The sequence below is a fragment of the Microbacterium sp. NPDC080220 genome (genome assembly GCF_040686395.1).
In the GTDB taxonomy this organism is placed as follows: Bacteria; Actinomycetota; Actinomycetes; order Actinomycetales; family Microbacteriaceae; genus Microbacterium; species Microbacterium gawkjiense.
The window spans coordinates 134649-150795 of sequence record NZ_JBFBOP010000004.1; the positions used below are offsets into that span (position 1 = coordinate 134649).

15 protein-coding genes and 1 pseudogene are annotated in these 16147 nt (G+C 71.2%); 9 read left to right on the forward strand and 7 right to left on the reverse strand.

The window, feature by feature from the left end; translation table 11 throughout:
• Nucleotides 1-39: 39 nt before the first annotated feature.
• From AB0P29_RS08340 to AB0P29_RS08350, 3 genes are all read right to left on the reverse strand, one after another.
• Nucleotides 40-966 (reverse strand): carbohydrate ABC transporter permease, encoded by a 927-nt coding sequence (locus AB0P29_RS08340; protein ID WP_064003494.1) that lies wholly within the window; start codon nucleotides 964-966, stop codon nucleotides 40-42.
• The gene (locus tag AB0P29_RS08345) at nucleotides 963-2009 is read right to left on the reverse strand and encodes a sugar ABC transporter permease (protein WP_363379377.1); all 1047 of its coding nucleotides are present in this window, start codon (nucleotides 2007-2009) and stop codon (nucleotides 963-965) included. Before AB0P29_RS08345 ends, AB0P29_RS08340 begins: the two co-directional genes overlap by 4 nt.
• Before the next feature lie 69 nt (nucleotides 2010-2078).
• Complete coding sequence (locus AB0P29_RS08350) at nucleotides 2079-3401, reverse strand: extracellular solute-binding protein (protein ID WP_363379378.1); 1323 nt, start codon at nucleotides 3399-3401, stop codon at nucleotides 2079-2081.
• 231 nt (nucleotides 3402-3632) lie between these two features.
• Here AB0P29_RS08350 and purS point away from each other — a divergent pair, with 231 nt between their 5' ends.
• Both purS and purQ read left to right on the forward strand, forming a co-directional pair.
• A complete protein-coding gene (gene purS, locus AB0P29_RS08355; RefSeq protein WP_064003491.1) occupies nucleotides 3633-3878 on the forward strand; it encodes a phosphoribosylformylglycinamidine synthase subunit PurS in 246 nt (81 codons plus the stop codon).
• On the forward strand, nucleotides 3875-4582 hold the full coding sequence (gene purQ / locus AB0P29_RS08360; RefSeq protein WP_359918997.1) for a phosphoribosylformylglycinamidine synthase subunit PurQ: 708 nt from the start codon (nucleotides 3875-3877) through the stop codon (nucleotides 4580-4582). The genes purS and purQ overlap by 4 nt, the downstream gene beginning before the upstream one ends.
• A 21-nt stretch (nucleotides 4583-4603) precedes the next feature.
• Here purQ and AB0P29_RS08365 read toward each other — a convergent pair.
• Nucleotides 4604-4792, reverse strand: a pseudogene (locus AB0P29_RS08365) (DUF1761 domain-containing protein); the annotation flags it as partial.
• Between the two features lie 82 nt (nucleotides 4793-4874).
• On the opposite strand from AB0P29_RS08365, the gene AB0P29_RS08370 reads away from it, so the two are divergent.
• Nucleotides 4875-5789, forward strand: a complete 915-nt coding sequence (locus AB0P29_RS08370) for a 2-hydroxyacid dehydrogenase (protein ID WP_359918999.1) — start codon at nucleotides 4875-4877, stop codon at nucleotides 5787-5789.
• Here AB0P29_RS08370 and AB0P29_RS08375 read toward each other — a convergent pair.
• Nucleotides 5776-6348, reverse strand: a complete 573-nt coding sequence (locus tag AB0P29_RS08375) for an NTP transferase domain-containing protein (RefSeq protein WP_359919001.1) — start codon at nucleotides 6346-6348, stop codon at nucleotides 5776-5778. The two genes, AB0P29_RS08370 and AB0P29_RS08375, sit on opposite strands and share 14 nt — an antisense overlap.
• Entirely contained in the window at nucleotides 6348-7340 is a 993-nt protein-coding gene (locus tag AB0P29_RS08380; protein WP_363379379.1) for an XdhC family protein, read from the reverse strand. Before AB0P29_RS08380 ends, AB0P29_RS08375 begins: the two co-directional genes overlap by 1 nt.
• Nucleotides 7341-7479: 139 nt before the next feature.
• Here AB0P29_RS08380 and AB0P29_RS08385 point away from each other — a divergent pair, with 139 nt between their 5' ends.
• From AB0P29_RS08385 to AB0P29_RS08410, 6 genes are all read left to right on the forward strand, one after another.
• Nucleotides 7480-8316: an FAD binding domain-containing protein gene (locus tag AB0P29_RS08385; protein WP_359919004.1), complete on the forward strand. Its 837-nt coding sequence runs from the start codon at nucleotides 7480-7482 to the stop codon at nucleotides 8314-8316.
• Nucleotides 8313-11042: a molybdopterin cofactor-binding domain-containing protein gene (locus AB0P29_RS08390; protein WP_363379380.1), complete on the forward strand. Its 2730-nt coding sequence runs from the start codon at nucleotides 8313-8315 to the stop codon at nucleotides 11040-11042. The genes AB0P29_RS08385 and AB0P29_RS08390 overlap by 4 nt, the downstream gene beginning before the upstream one ends.
• Before the next feature lie 62 nt (nucleotides 11043-11104).
• Entirely contained in the window at nucleotides 11105-12199 is a 1095-nt protein-coding gene (locus tag AB0P29_RS08395; protein ID WP_363379381.1) for an ABC transporter substrate-binding protein, read from the forward strand.
• A gap of 15 nt (nucleotides 12200-12214) precedes the next feature.
• Nucleotides 12215-13036 carry an ABC transporter ATP-binding protein gene (locus tag AB0P29_RS08400; RefSeq protein WP_363379382.1) on the forward strand — a complete coding sequence of 274 codons (822 nt, stop codon included), beginning with the start codon at nucleotides 12215-12217 and terminating at the stop codon, nucleotides 13034-13036.
• Nucleotides 13037-13038: 2 nt separating this feature from the next.
• Nucleotides 13039-13845 carry an ABC transporter permease subunit gene (locus AB0P29_RS08405; RefSeq protein ID WP_311286559.1) on the forward strand — a complete coding sequence of 269 codons (807 nt, stop codon included), beginning with the start codon at nucleotides 13039-13041 and terminating at the stop codon, nucleotides 13843-13845.
• Nucleotides 13845-14732, forward strand: coding sequence for an ABC transporter permease subunit (locus tag AB0P29_RS08410; RefSeq protein ID WP_311286560.1), 888 nt, complete (start codon nucleotides 13845-13847; stop codon nucleotides 14730-14732). Before AB0P29_RS08405 ends, AB0P29_RS08410 begins: the two co-directional genes overlap by 1 nt.
• Before the next feature lie 17 nt (nucleotides 14733-14749).
• Here the strand turns inward: AB0P29_RS08410 and AB0P29_RS08415 are convergent, their stop codons facing one another.
• A complete protein-coding gene (locus AB0P29_RS08415; RefSeq protein WP_363379383.1) occupies nucleotides 14750-16117 on the reverse strand; it encodes an amidohydrolase family protein in 1368 nt (455 codons plus the stop codon).
• Nucleotides 16118-16147: the final 30 nt, after the last annotated feature.

Consider the following 16147-nt stretch of genomic DNA (forward strand, 5'->3'; position numbering starts at 1 on the left):
GCAGAGTACTCCTGCGCGAGGACGTTCACCGGATGACCGTCAGCCCTTGACCGCGCCGGCCATGATGCCGCTGATGAGCTGCTTGCCCGCGACCACGAAGAGCACCAGGAGCGGGAGCGTCGCCAGGATCGCGCCCGTCAGGACGATCGAGTAGTCGACGTAGTAGCCCGACTGCAGCTGGCTGAGCGCCGTCTGCAGCGTCGGGCTCTGCGGCTTGAGCACCAGCAGGGGCCACAGGAAGTCGGTCCATGCCGTCATGAACGTGAACAGGCCGAGGATCGCCATGGCCGGTCGCGCCGCCGGCACACCCACCGTGAGGAAGGTGCGGAACTGCCCCGCGCCGTCGACGCGGGCGGCCTCGATGAGCTCGTCGGGGATGACGTCCACGAGGTACTGCCGCATGAAGAAGACACCGAACGCCGTGACGAGGGTCGGGATGATGACGGCCCCGATGCTGCCGGTCCAGCCCAGCTCGCGCATCAGCATGAACAGCGGGATGATGCCGAGCTGCGTGGGGATCGCCATCGTCGCGACGACGAAGACCATGAGGCCGTCGCGGCCCTTGAACCGCAGCTTCGCGAACGCGTAGCCCGCGAGGGTGGAGAACGACACGACCGAGACCGTGATGATCGACGAGATGAGGACCGAGTTACCCAGGGCGACCCAGAACGGGATGGCGTCGAGGACCTTCATGGCGTTCGCCAGGAAGTTGCCGCCCGGGATGAGCGGAAGAGTCTCCGCCCGCGTGGCGTTGGTGCCGCTGCCGACGACGAACGACCACCACATCGGGTAGACGCTGCCGATGACGAACGCGGTCAGCAGTCCGTAGGTCAGGAAGCCGGGGCGGCTGCCGATGCCGGCCGGCCCGCTCTCGCGGGGACGTCGACGGCCGCCGCGGCGCGGACGCTCGGGCTCGACGACGTCGACCTGCTGGACGGGCAGCGGTGCCGGGATCGCGGTGGTCATCGGGTGCCTTTCGTGGAGTCGGGACGACGCGCGCGGCGCGCCTTGCGGTCGGCACGCTCCGCGCCGCCGGCGATGCCGCGCGAGACGAGGAAGTTGATGAGGCCGATCCCGACGATGAGGACGAACAGGAGGATGGCGACGGCCGAGCCTTCGCCGAGATCGCGGCGGAAGAACGCCAGCTCCCAGAGGTAGAGGACCGTCGTCTGGAACTGCCGGTCGCTGCCGCCGGTGCCGCCGGCGGTCGACACGTCGAACAGCCGGGGCTCCGCGAAGATCTGCAGACCGCCGATCGTCGCGGTGATGATGACGAAGATGAGCGTCGGTCGGATCGAGGGGATCGTGATCGAGAAGAACCGGCGCGCGGGTCCCGCACCGTCGATGGCGGCCGACTCGTAGAGGTCGCGCGGCACCGCCTGCATGGCCGCGAGGAGGATGAGGGCGTTGTATCCCGTCCACCGGAAGTTGACCATCGTGGCGATCGCGATGTGGCTGAGGAACGTGTCGTGCTTCCACTCCTGGTCGGGGATGCCGACGAGGTTCAGCACGTTGTTGACGAGGCCGTCGGCCTCGTTGAAGGCGCTGGAGAAGATCAACGCGGTGGCGACGGGGGTGACCACGAAGGGGATGAGGACGCTCATCCGCCAGAAGGTCGGCGCACGCAGACCGCGGTCCAGGAGGTAGGCCACCAGGAGCGCCACGGAGAGCTGCGGGATCGCCGAGAGCAGGAAGATGCTCAAGGTGTTGCCGATGGACTTCCAGAACGAGTCGTCCTGGAGCACGCTCACGAAGTTGCCCGCGCCGACGAACTCGTCCTGACCGCTCAGCAGATCCCAGTCGAACAACGAGACGTTGACCGTGTACAGCAGCGGGAAAAGACCGACGAGGGCGAAGAGGAGGAAGAACGGGGCGATGTAGGCGTACGGCGAACCGCGATACGCGAACCGCGACAGGCGCTGACGTGCGGTGAGGCGCGGCGGTCGAGCCGCGACGTCGGTCGGGGCCTCCGGGCGCACGCGAGGCGGCGGCGAAGCGGTGGTGGTCATGGTGTCCTCTCGTGTGCGCCGGGATGGTGCACGGGTCACCGGCGATGCCGGTGACCCGTGCGGGAGGTCCTAGTCGGACTCGACCTGCTTGGCCAGCTCCGCGAGGGCCTTGTCCCACGCGCCGGCGGTGTCGACCTCGCCCCGGTCCAGCGCGCTCAGCGCGGGCCCGAAGACGTTCTCCTGGATGACCGAGTCGTCCGGTCCCTTGTACTGGGCGACGACACCCTTGGCACGCTCAGCGAGGATCGCACCGGTCGGGGCGTCGTTGAAGAACTCGTTGGGCGTCGCGTCGCTCGCGAGCTTCTCCTGCGCCTCGATGGTCGACGGGAAGTTGCCCGCAGCCGCCGACTGCGTGACCTGCTGCTCGGGCTGCGTCAGCCAGTCGGCGAGCTTCGCCGCCGCTTCCTTGTGCTCCGAGGTCTCGGAGACCGACAGCCACGCGCCGCCCCAGTTGGCTGCGCCGCCGGGGAAGACATCCGCGAAGTCCCACCCGGTGGAGGCGTCCCCGCCCGCGCTCTCGACGCGCTCCTTGACGATGCCCAGCATCCATCCCGGGCAGACGAAGGTCGCGAACGTCCCGTCGACGAACGACTTGTTGCCGTTCCAGTCCCACGCCGCCTGCGCGGCGGACTGGCCACCCTCGGTGGCGGCGCCGAGGAGCTCGAAGCGCCGCTTGAGCTCGGCGTTGCCTTCGACGTTGAGCGTCCCGTCGGCGGTGTAGTAACCCTCGTCGAGCTGGTTGACCATGGCGTTCCAGACGAAGCCGGAGTGGTCGTACCACCCCTTGCCGGTGTCGTCGGCGTACTTCTGGCCGATCTCGAAGTAGTTCTCCCAGTCGCCGTCGAGCAGCTCGGCGACACTCTCGCGGTCGGTCGGCAGGCCGGCCGCCTCGAACGCCGGGGCGTTGTAGCAGATGCCGCTCGGGCCGATGTCGGTGCCGTAGCCGATGACACGACCGTCGGGTGCCGTGGCGGTCTCGTACTTCCAATCGACCCAGTCGGCCTTGCGGTCCTCGATGCCGTAGTCGCGCAGGTCGGCGAAGTTCTCGACGACGCCCTCCTCCATGATCGCGCCGAGCCAGCCCTCCTCGATCGCCACGATGTCGGAGAGCCCGCCGGCGCCGATCTTCGTGAAGAGGTCGGTGCGCGCGTTGCCGCCGGTGTCGATGTTGGTGGCTTCGATCTTCACGCCCGGGTTGGCCTCTTCGTACTCCTTGTAGAGGTCCTCGTAGCCGAAGGTGCCGAAGGTCGTGATGGTGAGGGTGACGTCGTCGCCGCCACCGCCGCTGCCGGTGCCGCCGGTACCGCCGGCCGAGCAGCCGGCCAGGACGAGAGCGGACGATGCGGCCGCGCCGGCGATGATTCCGACGCGTCGCAGAACGCGTGAGTTCACAGGACACTCCTTTGTGGTGTGGACGAGAGCCAGGTGCCGTACTCCGCCTTTGGGAGCGCTCTCATCGGGTTGTGGGAGACGTTATGGGATCGCTCCCACGACTGTCAGGGGAGCGCTCCCACGGCGGGAGTCACGGTTTGGTCACGGACGGCCGCGGTGGAACGCAACGGCGGCGCGGCGCGGGCTCTAGACTGGTCGCGCACCCTGCCCGCGACTTCCCGGAGCTTTCTGATGCCCACCATCGTCGTCGACGTCATGCCCAAGGCCGAGCTCCTGGACCCGCAGGGGAAGGCCGTCGCCGGCGCCCTGCAGCGCCTCGGTCACGCCGGATTCGGCGACGTCCGCATCGGCAAGCGGTTCGAGCTCACGGTCGACAGCGCCGACGAGCAGACCCTCGCCGCCGTCAAGACCATCGCCGACGAGATCCTGTCGAACTCGGTCATCGAGGACGTCGTGGGCATCGAGGTCGTCGAGTGACCGTCCGCGTCGGGGTCATCACCTTCCCCGGCTCGCTCGACGACGGCGACGCGCGCCGCGCCGTGCGTCTCGCCGGCGCCGAGCCCGTCGCCCTCTGGCACGGCTCGCACGATCTCGACGGCGTCGACGCCCTCGTCCTGCCGGGCGGGTTCAGCTACGGCGACTACCTGCGCGCCGGCGCGATCGCCGCGCTCGCGCCGATCATGTCCGAGGTGAAGGATGCCGCGGCGAAGGGCATGCCCATCCTCGGCATCTGCAACGGCTTCCAGATGCTCGTCGAGGCGCACCTGCTGCCGGGCGGACTGATCCGCAACGCCCACCAGCAGTTCATCCGCCGCGACCAGCGGCTCGTCGTCGAGAACGCCGACACCGCGTGGACGAACGAGTTCCGCCGCGGGCAGGAGATCGTCATCCCGCTCAAGAACGCCGACGGCGGCTACATCGCCTCCGACGAGACGCTCAAGCGGATCCAGGGCGAGAACCTCGTCGCGTTCCGCTACGCCGGCGTCAACCCGAACGGGTCGATCGACGACATCGCGGGCCTGACGAACGAGGGCGGCAACGTCGTGGGTCTCATGCCCCACCCCGAGCACGCGATCGAGCCGGGCTTCGGTCCCGACACCCCCGCCGCCATGCGATCGGGCGTCGACGGTCTGCGCTTCTTCACCGCGGCGGTCTCCGCGGTCGTGCACTCCGCCGCCTGAGCCGTCAGACAGTCCCCGCCGGGGCCAGACGCCGATGATCACGGCCATGACGAGGACCGTGACGAGCTCGTGCCCGATGTTCATCACCGTGAGCGAGGACGGCCGCCCCTCGAAGGCGTCATGCGTGATGAACCGGGATGCCGTGAACCCCGCCCACAGCAGGACCGCGGTGACGATCGCCGCCCAGAAGTAGGACCCGTCGTAGAAGTGCTGTCGGGGCGACAGTAGCGCCGCGCGGGCGCCCGCGCGAGATGCCACGGCGTCCGTGTCGGACCGAAGGTAGCGTGAGGGGATGACCCTCGTCGTGACCGTCCCGACCGCGGGTCTCGCCGCGGACCTCGCCCCCGTGCCCGACGGCGTCGAGGTGATCGTCTGGGCGTTGGACACCCCCGCGCCGCGCCCACGGATCGACATCGTCGTGCCGCCCTACATGTCGGACGTCACCTTCGATCGTCTGGCCGGCGTCGAGATCGGCCTCGTGCAGGGACAGGCGATCGGCTATGAGGGCATCGCCGACAAGCTCCCGCCCGGCACCGTCTTCGCCAACGCCACCACGGTGCACGAGACCTCCACGGCCGAACTCGCGGTGGGTCTGGTGCTCGCGTCGCAGCGTCGCATCGACAGGTTCGCCGTCGACGGGCGAGAGGGCCGGTGGAACCCCGTCCTCACCGACAGCCTCGCCGACCGCCGCGTCCTGCTCCTCGGCTACGGCGGCGTCGGCACCGCGATCGCCGCCCGACTCGCCCCGTTCGAGGTCGAGATCGTCCCGGTCGCCTCACGGGCCCGCGACGAGGACGGCGTCCACGTGCACGGCATCGACGAGCTGGGGGACCTCCTGCCGACGACCGACATCATGATCGTGTCCCTCCCCGGCGGCGATGCGACGCGGCACATCGTCGGCGACGCAGAGCTCGCCGCTCTGCCCGACGGCGCGCTCGTCGTCAACGTCGGCCGCGGCCCGCTCATCGACACCGACGCACTGGTGCGCCACACCGCGGCCGGGCGCATCCGCGCCGCGCTCGACGTCACCGACCCCGAGCCGCTGCCCGCGGACCACCCCCTGTGGCGGAACGACGGGGTGCTGATCTCGCCGCACGTCGGCGGGGCGAGCAGCGCCATGCGGCCCCGGATGGTCGCGCTCCTCCGGCGTCAGATCGCCCACGTCCTGGCCGGCGAGCGGCCGGAGAACATCGTCATCGGCGGCTGATCGGCTGCGGAAGGTCGGTGTCGGCGCCGTCCCACAGGTCACCGCACTCCACGACGAGCGCCCCGCGCGCCGCGAGGAGGGGTCCGGCGCCGCGGTCACCCGTCACTGCGGCGGCGAGCTCGGCCCAGTGGTCGCGCCCGATCAGCACGGGGTGCCCCGGCATCCCGTCGAATCCGGCTCGGACGAGCGCGGCCGGTCCGATCGCCGACGCGACGATGCGGCGACAGACGGATGCCGGGAGCCCCGGCACATCGACGGGAACGACCAGCAGCGCATCGGCCGTCGAGTCCGCCGCCGCCGCGAGGGCCCGCCGCACGGTGGCCGAGACACCGCGTCGCCAGTCGGGGACGACGGTGACGTCGCACCGACGCGGCACCAACGGAAGGGCCTCCTCGGCGCGTGCTCCCAGCAGGACGCCGACCTCGTCGCAGCCGCCGGCGGCGAGCGCCTCGGCGACGCGGGTCACCCACGGGGTGCCGTCGTCGGTGCGGGCCAGCACCTTGGGATGCCCGTAGCGCGTGCCGGCGCCGGCGGCGAGGACGACGCCCCGCACCCGCATCAGGACACGACCGTCCCGGCGTGGACCGGCCCGGAGCGCTCGGTCAACCGCATCCCGCTGGCTCCGTGCCGGTCGGCGACGATCTCGGCGAGGATCGACAGCGCGGTCTCGGCCGGCGTCCGGCCGCCGAGGTCGAGTCCCAGGGGAGAGCGCAGCCTCGCGAGCGCGTCGTCCCGGACGCCTGCCTCGCGGAGGCGTCGAGCACGGTCGTCGTGCGTGCGCCGGCTCCCCATCGCCCCGACGTAGCCGGCCGCGGAGGCGAGGGCGGCCTGGAGGGCGGGGACGTCGAACTTGGGGTCGTGGCTGAGCACGCAGACCGCGTCGCGCGGGACGAGGCGCTGCGCCGCGAGGTAGCGGCCGGGACGGTCGACGACGACCTCCGCCCCGGGGAAGCGGGCGGCGGTCGCGAAGACGGCGCGCCCGTCGACGATGGTGACCCGCATGCCCGCGGCGACACCCAGGCGCGTGAGGGCGACGGCGAACTCGACGGCGCCGACGACGATCAGCCGCGGCTGCGCTCCCACCACGACCGACAGGGCCGTCGGATCGGGCGCCGAGTCGACGTCGACGATGCGGCCGTGCCCGAGGTGCGCCCCCGAGAGGGCGAGGTCGAACCGGGTGGGAATGCCGGCGGCATCCCGCTCCGCGAGCAGGATGAGCTCGCGGGCCTCCGCCGAGCCGGGAAGGATGCGGCGCACGAGCACCTCGACGACGCCGCCGCACGTGAGCCCGATCTCGATCGCATCGGCGTCGCTGTAGCCGAAGCGCTCCACGACGGGCGCTCCGTCGGCGATGACCTCGAGCGAGGTGCCGTAGACGGCGCCCTCGACGCAGCCCGCCGAGACGTTGCCGAACAGGTCGCCGTCGGCCGAGACGACCATGCTCGCCCCGATCTCGCGCGGCGCGCTGCCGGCCACCGCGATCACCGTCGCGACGGCGAATGCACGCCCCGCGCGCGCCCAGTCGGCGGCGGCTTCGAGGATCTCCTGCATCCGGCAACGGTAGGACGGCGCCGGCACCGCCGCGTTGCGCCATCGTTTCGAACGCATGAAACACCGCGGAAACGACCGAGTGGTTCGATCGAGCGATCCCCGGCCGAGCCCCGACCGGGACCCGGGATCGGAGGCCGCCGTGGACATCACGTCCGTCACCTCCTATCGCCGCGCACGCGACCGCGGCGACCTCGCGCTCGCGCCCGGAGAGGTCGTCATCGCCGGCGGCACCTGGCTCATGAGCGAACCGCAGCCGGGCACGACCGGCTTCGTCGACCTGACGACCCTGGGGTGGCCCGACCTCGAGATCGATGCGAGTGGGCTGCGCATCGCCGCCACCTGCACGATTGCCCGGCTCGTCGCCTGGGCGGAGGGCCGCCTCCCTGCGCTGCCCGTCCCCGCGGACTGGCGCGCAGCCGCGATCGTGCCGGATGCCGCGAACGCCCTGCTCGCCTCGTTCAAGATCTGGAACACCGCCACCGTCGGCGGGAACCTCTGCCGCTCCTTCGCCGCCGCCGCGATGGTCTCGCTGTGCGTCGCCCTGGACGGCGTCGCGGAGGTCTGGACGGCGGACGGCGGCGAGCGCCGCATCCCCGTCGCCGAACTCGTCACCGGCGACGGCACGAACGTGCTCGCCCGCGGCGACGTGCTGCGCGCGGTCCGGCTGCCGGCCGAGGCGCTGCGCTCGCGTGCGCTGCTGCGCAAGATCGCCCTCGCCGAGCACGGCCGGTCGGGCGCCGTCGTCACCGGGCGGGTCGAGCCCGACGGTGCGTCGGTGTTCACGATCACCGCCGCGACCTGGACGCCCACCGTGCTGCGCTTCGCGGAGATGCCGGATGCCGCAGCCCTGGCCGCCGCGGTGGCCGCGGCATCCGGGTACTACACCGACCCCCTCGGGTCGGCCGACTGGCGACGGGGCGTGAGCGGGGTGCTCGCGGAGCGGATCCGCGTGGAACTGATCGAGGGGGGCGCATGAGGTTCGAGGTCGACGGCGAGCCGGTGGAGGCGGAGCCCCGCCCCGGCCAGTGCCTGCGGACCCTGCTGCGCGAGGCCGATCGCACCTCGGTGAAGAAGGGCTGCGATGCGGGCGACTGCGGCGCGTGCAGCGTGCTGCTCGACGGCGACCCGGTGCACTCCTGCCTCATCCCGGCGGTCCGCGCCGAGGGCAGGCGCGTGACCACCGCGGCGGGACTCGCGCCGGGCGATGACCTGCATCCGGTGCAGCAGGCGATCGCCGACGGTTTCGGGTTCCAGTGCGGCTTCTGCTCGCCGGGGATGAGCGTGACCGCCTCGACGCTGTGCGCGAGCGACCTTCCCGACCTCGATCGCCGGATGAAGGGCAACCTGTGCCGGTGCACGGGGTACCGTCCCATCCGCGAGGCGATCACGGCCGCGGTGCTCGGGCCCGTGCGCGAGACCGGCCCCGCCTGCGAGAGCGGCCCCGCCCCGGAACGGGTGGGGCACTCGACGCGGCCCGAGGCCGCCGCCCGCGTCGTGCAGGGCACCGAGCCGTTCACCTTCGACCTGCCGCCGGGGCATCCGGCATCCGGCGCGCTCGTCCTCCGGGTCGTGACGAGCCCGCATGCGCACGCCCGCATCCTGTCGATCGACACGGCCGCGGCCCTCGCCGTTCCCGGCGTCGTCGCTGTGTTCACGCACCGCGACGTGCCCGACCGGCGCTACTCGACGGGACGCCACGAGCACCGTGAGGACGACCCCGACGACACCCGCATGCTCGACGACGTCGTGCGCCACGTCGGGCAGCGCGTCGCCGCAGTGGTCGCCGAGACGGCCGAGGCCGCCGACGCCGCACGCGCGCTCGTGCGCGTGCGGTACGAGCTGCTCGACGCCGTCTTCGACCCCGAGGCCGCCCGGCGCCCGGGGGCACCGCTCATCCACCCCGACCGCACGCCCGCCGACAGGGTCGACGACGCCGGGCGCAACGTCGTGCTGCGGGTCGAGTCCGGCGACGACGTCGACGACATCCTCGCGGCGAGCGCCGTCGTCGTCGGCGGCACCTGGCGCACGTCGCGCGTGAGCCACGCCCAGCTCGAGACGCACGGGGCCGTCGGCTGGCTCGACGACGACGGCCGGCTCGTCATCCGCGCGTCGACCCAGGTGCCCTTCCTCGCCCGCGACGAGATCGCGCGGCTGTTCGACCTCGACCGCGAGCAGGTCCGTGTGCACACCGCCCGCGTGGGCGGCGGCTTCGGCGGCAAGCAGGAGATCTTCGCCGAGGACCTCGTCGCCCTCGCCGTGCTGAGCACCGGGAGACCCGTGGCGTACGAGCTCAGCCGCGCGGACGAGTTCCAGCGCACCTCCGTGCGGCATCCGATGCGCGTGCGGGTCGACCTCGGGGCCGACGCGCACGGCATGCTGACGGCGCTCAAGCTCGATGTCCTGAGCGACACCGGCGCCTACGGCAACCACTCGCGCGGCGTGCTCTTCCACTCGCTCGCGGAATCCACGACGATCTACCGCTTCCCCGCCCGGCGCATCGAGGCGGAGGCCGTCTACACGAACAACGTCCCCTCCGGCGCCTTCCGCGGGTACGGGCTGGGGCAGGTGATGCTCGGCGTCGAGTCGGCGATGGACATGCTGGCCGAGCGGCTGGGCATCGATCCGTTCGACCTGCGGCGGCGCAACGCCATCCGCCCCGGCGACGACCCCGGCCACGACGACCTGGTCTGGGGCAGCTACGGCTTCGACCAGTGCCTCGACCTCGCCCAGGACGCGCTCCGACGCGGCAACGGCGTCGAGGCGCCCGCCGGCTGGCGGGTCGGCGAAGGGGTGGCCGCCGCCATGATCGCGACGATGGCGCCCTTCGGCCACATCGCGCACTCGAGCGCCACCCTCCGACCGGACGGTACGTACCTGCTGCGCACCGGGACCACGGAGTTCGGCAACGGCACGACGACGGTGCTTCGTCAGATCGCCGCGACCGACCTCGCGGCATCCTTCGACCGCCTCGAGCTGTGGACGGCCGACACCGACGCCGTCGCGCACGACACGGGAGCGTTCGCCTCGGCCGGCATCACCGTCGCCGGCAAGGCCCTGCACGCGGCGTGCCTCGCCCTCGCGAGGCGGATGCGGGAGCGCGCCGCCTCGCTCACCGGCACCGACCCCGACGAAGCGGTGCTGACGGAGACCGGCGTGTCCACGCCCCGCGGCACGGTGGGCTTCGCCGCGCTCACCGCCGACGGCGAGCTCTCGGCGCACGGCGGGGAACTGGGCGAGCAGCGCTCGCTCGCCTTCAACGTGCACGCGGTGCGCGTTGCCGTGGATCCCGAGACGGGTGTCGTGCGGATCCTGCAGTCGGTGCACGCCGCCGACGCGGGCTTCGTCATGAACCCCGCGCAGTGCCGCGGCCAGATCGAGGGCGGCGTAGCGCAGGGGATCGGCAGCGCCCTGTACGAGGAGGTCATGGTCGACGCGGACACGGGCCGCGTGACGACGCCGGTCCTCCGGCTGTACCGGATGCCGCAGCCGGCCGACATCCCCGAGACCGAGGTCCTCTTCGCCGACACGAGCGACGACCTGGGGCCGTTCGGGGCGAAGTCGATGAGCGAATCGCCCTACAACCCCGTCGCCCCGGCGATCGGGAACGCCATCGCACGGGCGCTCGGCGCCCGCCCGTTCGTGCAGCCGTTCTCCCGCGACCGGGTCTGGGAACTCGCCGTCACACGTCGGAAACGTGACTGACCGTCAGCCGGAAATACGAGCGGTCTAGCGTAACGACTGCACCTCTCACAGATGGAGTCCCGATGCACGCACCTCACCTCACCCGCCGCCGCGGCGGAACCGTCCTCGCCCTGGCCGCCACCGCCGCCCTCGCCCTGTCCGCCTGCGCCGGCACGAGCGCCGAAGAGGCGTCGAGCTCCGGCGAGGCCGCCGACTTCGGCTCGATCAGCGTCCAGTACTCCTGGATCAAGAACGAGGAGTTCGCGGGCGAGTTCTACGCCTACGACAACGGCTACTACGACGAGGCCGGCTTCTCGGAGGTCACCGGCATCGCCGGCCCCGACACCGGCGTCGCCAAGCTCCTCTCCGGCACGGTCCAGGTCGCACTCAGCGATGCGGCATCCATCGGCGCGGCCGTCGCGACGGAGGACGCGCCGCTGAAGATCGTCGGCGCGACGTTCCAGAAGAACCCCTTCACGATCCTCTCGCTCGCCGACGGCGCCGACATCGAGACGCCCGAGGACCTCAAGGGCAAGAAGATCGGCGTGCAGGACTCGAACGCCTCGGTGTTCCAGGCTCTCCTCGCCGCGAACGGCATCGACGAGAGCGAGGTCGAGATCGTCCCGGTGGACTTCGACCCGACGCCGCTCATGAACGGCGAGGTCGACGGCTTCATGGCCTACCTCACCAACGAGGCCATCACGGTCGAGATGGCCGGGTACGAGGTGACGAACCTCGCCTACGCCGACAACGGCCTGCCCTACGTGGCCGAGACGTTCTCGGTCACCGACCAGTACCTCGCCGAGAACCGTGAGCTCATCAAGGCGTTCCTCACCGCCGAGATCAAGGGCTGGACCGACACCTTCACCGAGCCCGTGGACGACACGGTCGCGAAGGTCATCGAGCACTACAACGAGTCCGCCGCCGCCGGCGACCTGACGTTCGGCGAGCTGGACCCCGCCAAGGTCGAGGCGGGCCTCGCCGCTCAGGCCAAGCTCATCTCGACCGAGGAGACCGAGGCGAATGGCCTGTTCACGATCTCGGACGAGCTGAAGGAGCAGACCCTCACGTCGCTCGCCGCGTCGGGCTGGGAGCTCGAGGCCGACGACCTGTTCGACACGACGATCATCGACGAGATCTACGCCGAGAACCCCGACCTGAAGGAGTACCTGCCCTGAGCAGGCCGACCCGTCATGAGCACCACTGACACCCTGGATGCCGGTTCCCTCGCGGGAACCGGCATCCGGATCACCGGAGTCTCCAAGACCTTCCCGCTGCGCGGCGGCAAGACCCTGACCGCGCTGCAGGACACCGATCTGCACACCGAGAAGGGCTCCTTCCTCGCGCTGCTCGGTCCGTCCGGATGCGGCAAGTCGACAATCCTTCGGATCCTCGCCGCGCTCGAGCACACGTCCTCGGGCGTGGCGCTCGTCGACGGGCAGACGCCCGACCAGTTGCGAGCCCGCAGCGAGCTCGGGATCGCGTTCCAGGACCACGCCCTGCTGCCGTGGCGCAGCATCCGCAAGAACATCGAACTGCCCTTCGAGGTCGCCGGTCGCAAGGTCGACAAGGCGTACGTCGACGAGCTGATCGAGCTCGTCGGGCTCGCGGACTTCGCGAACGCGAAGCCGGCGCAGCTCTCGGGCGGCATGCGCCAGCGCGCCTCGATCGCCCGGGCGCTCGTCCTCAAGCCGTCGGTACTGCTACTCGACGAGCCGTTCGGTGCGCTCGACGACATGACCCGGCAGAACCTCAACCTCGAGCTGCTGCGCATCTGGACCGAGAAGCCCGCGACGACGCTCCTCGTGACCCACGGGATCAGCGAGGCGATCTTCCTCGCCGACCGCGTCGCGGTGATGTCGCCGCGCCCGGGGCGGATCAAGGAGATCCTCGAGATCGACCTGCCGCGTCCCCGCACGCCCGACATGATGCGCACCCCCGAGTTCCACGCCTACGTCGACCGCGCCTCCGAGCTGCTGTTCGGGGCCGACGGGCGCGCCGAAGCGGAGGCGTGAGCGTGACCCGCAGGGGCCTCCCGGGCTGGGTTTCGGGGATCCTCGGCGGCGGCGCGCTCGTGCTGCTCTGGTGGCTGTTCTCGGCGACCGCCTTCCGCCCGCAGGAGGGGACGAGCTTTACTCCGGTCCCCTCGCCGGGGGCGGTCTTCGATTGGCTCATCGTGCAGGGCAACATCGCCGGCGCCTGGAACGTGTTCCAGCCCACGGTCACCGCCGCGGCCGTCGGCTACCTCTGGGGCAACGGCATCGCCCTGCTGCTCGCGGCCCTCGTGCTGCTGTTCCCGCGCCTCGAGCTGCTCGTGTCGCAGATCGCCGTCGTCACCTACTGCCTGCCGATCGTCGCCGTCGGCGGCATCTCGATCGTCGTGCTCGGCGGAGCCAAGAACCCCGGCGACCCGTCGCCGACCGCGATCTTCCTGGCCGCGCTCGTGTGCGTCTTCACCACGGTGGTCGGCTCGATCCTCGGGTTCACCTCGGCCGACAAGGCCTCGCTCGACGTCGTCCGCGTCTTCGGCGGCGGCGCGTGGACCCAGCTTGTGAAGGTCCGCTTGATCGCCGCGCTCCCCGCGATCCTCAACGCCCTGCAGATCGCGGTGCCGAGCGCGTTCCTCGGCGCGGTCCTGGGCGAGTACCTCGGCTCCATCACCGCGGGCGTGGGGCCCACGCTCATCCGCCTGCAGGGTCAGCTCGACTCCGCCGGCGTCTGGTCGGTGTTCCTGCTCACGGCCGTCTTCGCGCTCGTCGCGTACGGCCTGTTCGGTCTGCTCGTACGGCTCGTCACGCCGTGGGTCTCGGGGAAGGCACGCTGATGGTCGACACCACGCATCCGACGGGCGCGGCGCCCGCGGCCGAGGACGCCGCCCACGCCGCCGCGCAGGCGCGACTGCGTGCCGAGCGCCGTCGCGCTCTCGGGAGGACGCTGCTGCGCTCACTGGGAGGCGCCGCGCTCACCCTCGCCGTCCTGCTCCTGCTGTGGCAGGCCGTCGTCAGCTTCACCGGCATCTCGCCCTTCGTCGCCAAGGGTCCGCTCGACGTGTGGGGATTCCTGTTCACCGACGAGGATGCCGCCGAGCATCGCGATCAGATGTTCCCGCTGGTCGCGGTGACCCTCGCGGACGCGGCCATCGGGTTCGTCGTCGGCATGAGCGTCGCGATCGTCGCCGCGATCCTGTTCAGCCTGTCGCGGTCGATCGAGGCCGGCGTCATGCCGCTCGTGCTGCTGCTGCGGACGATCCCGCTCGTCGCGATCGCGCCCGTGATCATCCTGGTCACCGGGCGCGGAACCCCGGCATCCGTCGCGGTCATCGGCACCATCGTGGTGCTCTTCCCCGCTCTCGCCAACGTGCTGTTCGGCCTGAGCCGGGCGAGCCAGCAGAGCGTCGACGTCGTGCGGGTGTTCGGCGGCGGTCGGTTCACCACCCTCCGCAAGGTCAACCTGCCGGGGGCGCTGCCCAGCGTCTTCGCCGCAGCCCGCGTCTCGGTGCCCGGCGCCGTCACGGGAGCACTGCTCGCCGAGTGGCTCTCGACCGGCACGGGGATCGGCGGGTCGATCCTCAAGTTCAACGCGCAGGCCCAGTTCACGCAGGTGTGGGCCTCGATCGCGCTGATCACCGTCATCACGCTCGTGCTCTACAACCTCGTGCAGATCCTCGAGAACGTCGCCCTCACCCGCATGGGCATGACCGGCTCGCGCTGAGCCGACCCGCCCGCCGCTCAGTGCGGGTGGCCGCGGTGCGGCAGGAGGGCCGCGGGCAGCTCGTGCACCTTCGCCGAAGCCTCGACGGCCAGCGGGTTCGTCGACACGCCGCCCTCGTCGACGAGGACGCCGCCGACGTAGACCGCCTCGAGGTTGCGCGGGCTCATCGCGAGGACGTAGGACCGCACCGGATGCCACAGCGGTCCGACGTCGGGGCGACGCGGGTCGACCACGACGAAGTCGGCGAACTTGCCCACCTCGAGGCTGCCGACCCGGTCGTCGACCCCGAGGATCTCGGCGCCGCCGAGGGTGTGCAGGCGCAGCATCCGCTCGGGCATCATCGACAGCGGGTCCTTGGTCCGCGCCCGCTGCATGTAGATGCCCATGCGCATGTTCTGCCAGGGGTCGCTGACGTCGGTGCACGCCTGGTCGTCGAGCCCGACGCCCACCTTCATTCCCATCGCGAGCATCTCGGGCACGCGCGCCACGCCGGATGCGAGCCGACCATTGGATGCCGGTTGCCACGACATCGACGCACCGCCGGCGACCGCCTGCTCGATGATCTCGGGGGTCGTCTGGATGAAGTGCCCGAACATGAGGCCGAGGCCCAGCGCCCCGGCATCTCGGTACAGCGCGAACTTCGACTGCTGGTGCTCGATCGCCTCGGGCGACTCGAGGAAGTGCGCCTGGTTGGTGACGCCGTAGCGGCGCATCGCCTCCACCTCGAACTCCGCGGCATCCGGGTGCGGCGACCACTGCACCTGGCCCATGATCGATGAGCCGAGTGCGAAGTCGGGGTCCATGCTCCGGGTGTGGGCTACCTCGGCGGCGAAACGCTCGAACACCTCGTCCGCGGTGCCGACGGTGACGTCCATGCCGGTCGCATCGACGAAGCGGATGCCGGCGTCCCGCGTGCCGTCGGCCTGTCGGAAGTGGTATTCGAGGTCGCGGATGCCGGCGGTGCCGGCGCGCTTGCCGTCGACCATCGACTCCCAGGCCTGCAGCGGGTCAGTGAAGTTGTAGGCCGTCGTGACGCCGTTGCCGAGGAAGTCGAGGCTGCCGTGCAGGGTCGACCAGTACATCTGCTCGGGCGTCATGTGCGCCGTCGTGCCGAGCATCGAGTCGCACCAGCCGTAGAGCGTGTCGGCGACGCCGAGCCCTCGCAGCCCCGACGTGAACAGGTGCGAGTGGCTGGAGACGAACCCGGGGGCGACGAACTTGCCCGCCACGTCGAGGACCTCGTCGGCGGTGACATCCGGGGTCCCGGAGCCGATCGCCGCGATGCGACCGTCTCCGATGAGCATCCAGCCGTCCTCGATGTACCCGGGGTCGGCGGTGCCGGCGGGGATCGTGATGAGACGCGCGTGGGTGACCAGAACAGACATGCTCGTCACGGTATCCGGGCGATGTTTCCG

Excerpts from the sequence above, each read along its gene's own strand:
- AB0P29_RS08340 (WP_064003494.1), bottom strand. The coding sequence starts at position 966 with ATGACCACCGCGATCCCGGCACCGCTGCCCGTCCAGCAGGTCGACGTC.
- AB0P29_RS08345 (WP_363379377.1), bottom strand. The coding sequence starts at position 2,009 with ATGACCACCACCGCTTCGCCGCCGCCTCGCGTGCGCCCGGAGGCCCCG.
- purS (WP_064003491.1), top strand. The coding sequence starts at position 3,633 with ATGCCCACCATCGTCGTCGACGTCATGCCCAAGGCCGAGCTCCTGGAC.
- AB0P29_RS08370 (WP_359918999.1), top strand. The coding sequence starts at position 4,875 with ATGACCCTCGTCGTGACCGTCCCGACCGCGGGTCTCGCCGCGGACCTC.
- AB0P29_RS08375 (WP_359919001.1), bottom strand. The coding sequence starts at position 6,348 with ATGCGGGTGCGGGGCGTCGTCCTCGCCGCCGGCGCCGGCACGCGCTAC.
- AB0P29_RS08380 (WP_363379379.1), bottom strand. The coding sequence starts at position 7,340 with ATGCAGGAGATCCTCGAAGCCGCCGCCGACTGGGCGCGCGCGGGGCGT.
- AB0P29_RS08390 (WP_363379380.1), top strand. The coding sequence starts at position 8,313 with ATGAGGTTCGAGGTCGACGGCGAGCCGGTGGAGGCGGAGCCCCGCCCC.
- AB0P29_RS08395 (WP_363379381.1), top strand. The coding sequence starts at position 11,105 with ATGCACGCACCTCACCTCACCCGCCGCCGCGGCGGAACCGTCCTCGCC.
- AB0P29_RS08400 (WP_363379382.1), top strand. The coding sequence starts at position 12,215 with ATGAGCACCACTGACACCCTGGATGCCGGTTCCCTCGCGGGAACCGGC.
- AB0P29_RS08410 (WP_311286560.1), top strand. The coding sequence starts at position 13,845 with ATGGTCGACACCACGCATCCGACGGGCGCGGCGCCCGCGGCCGAGGAC.
- AB0P29_RS08415 (WP_363379383.1), bottom strand. The coding sequence starts at position 16,117 with ATGTCTGTTCTGGTCACCCACGCGCGTCTCATCACGATCCCCGCCGGC.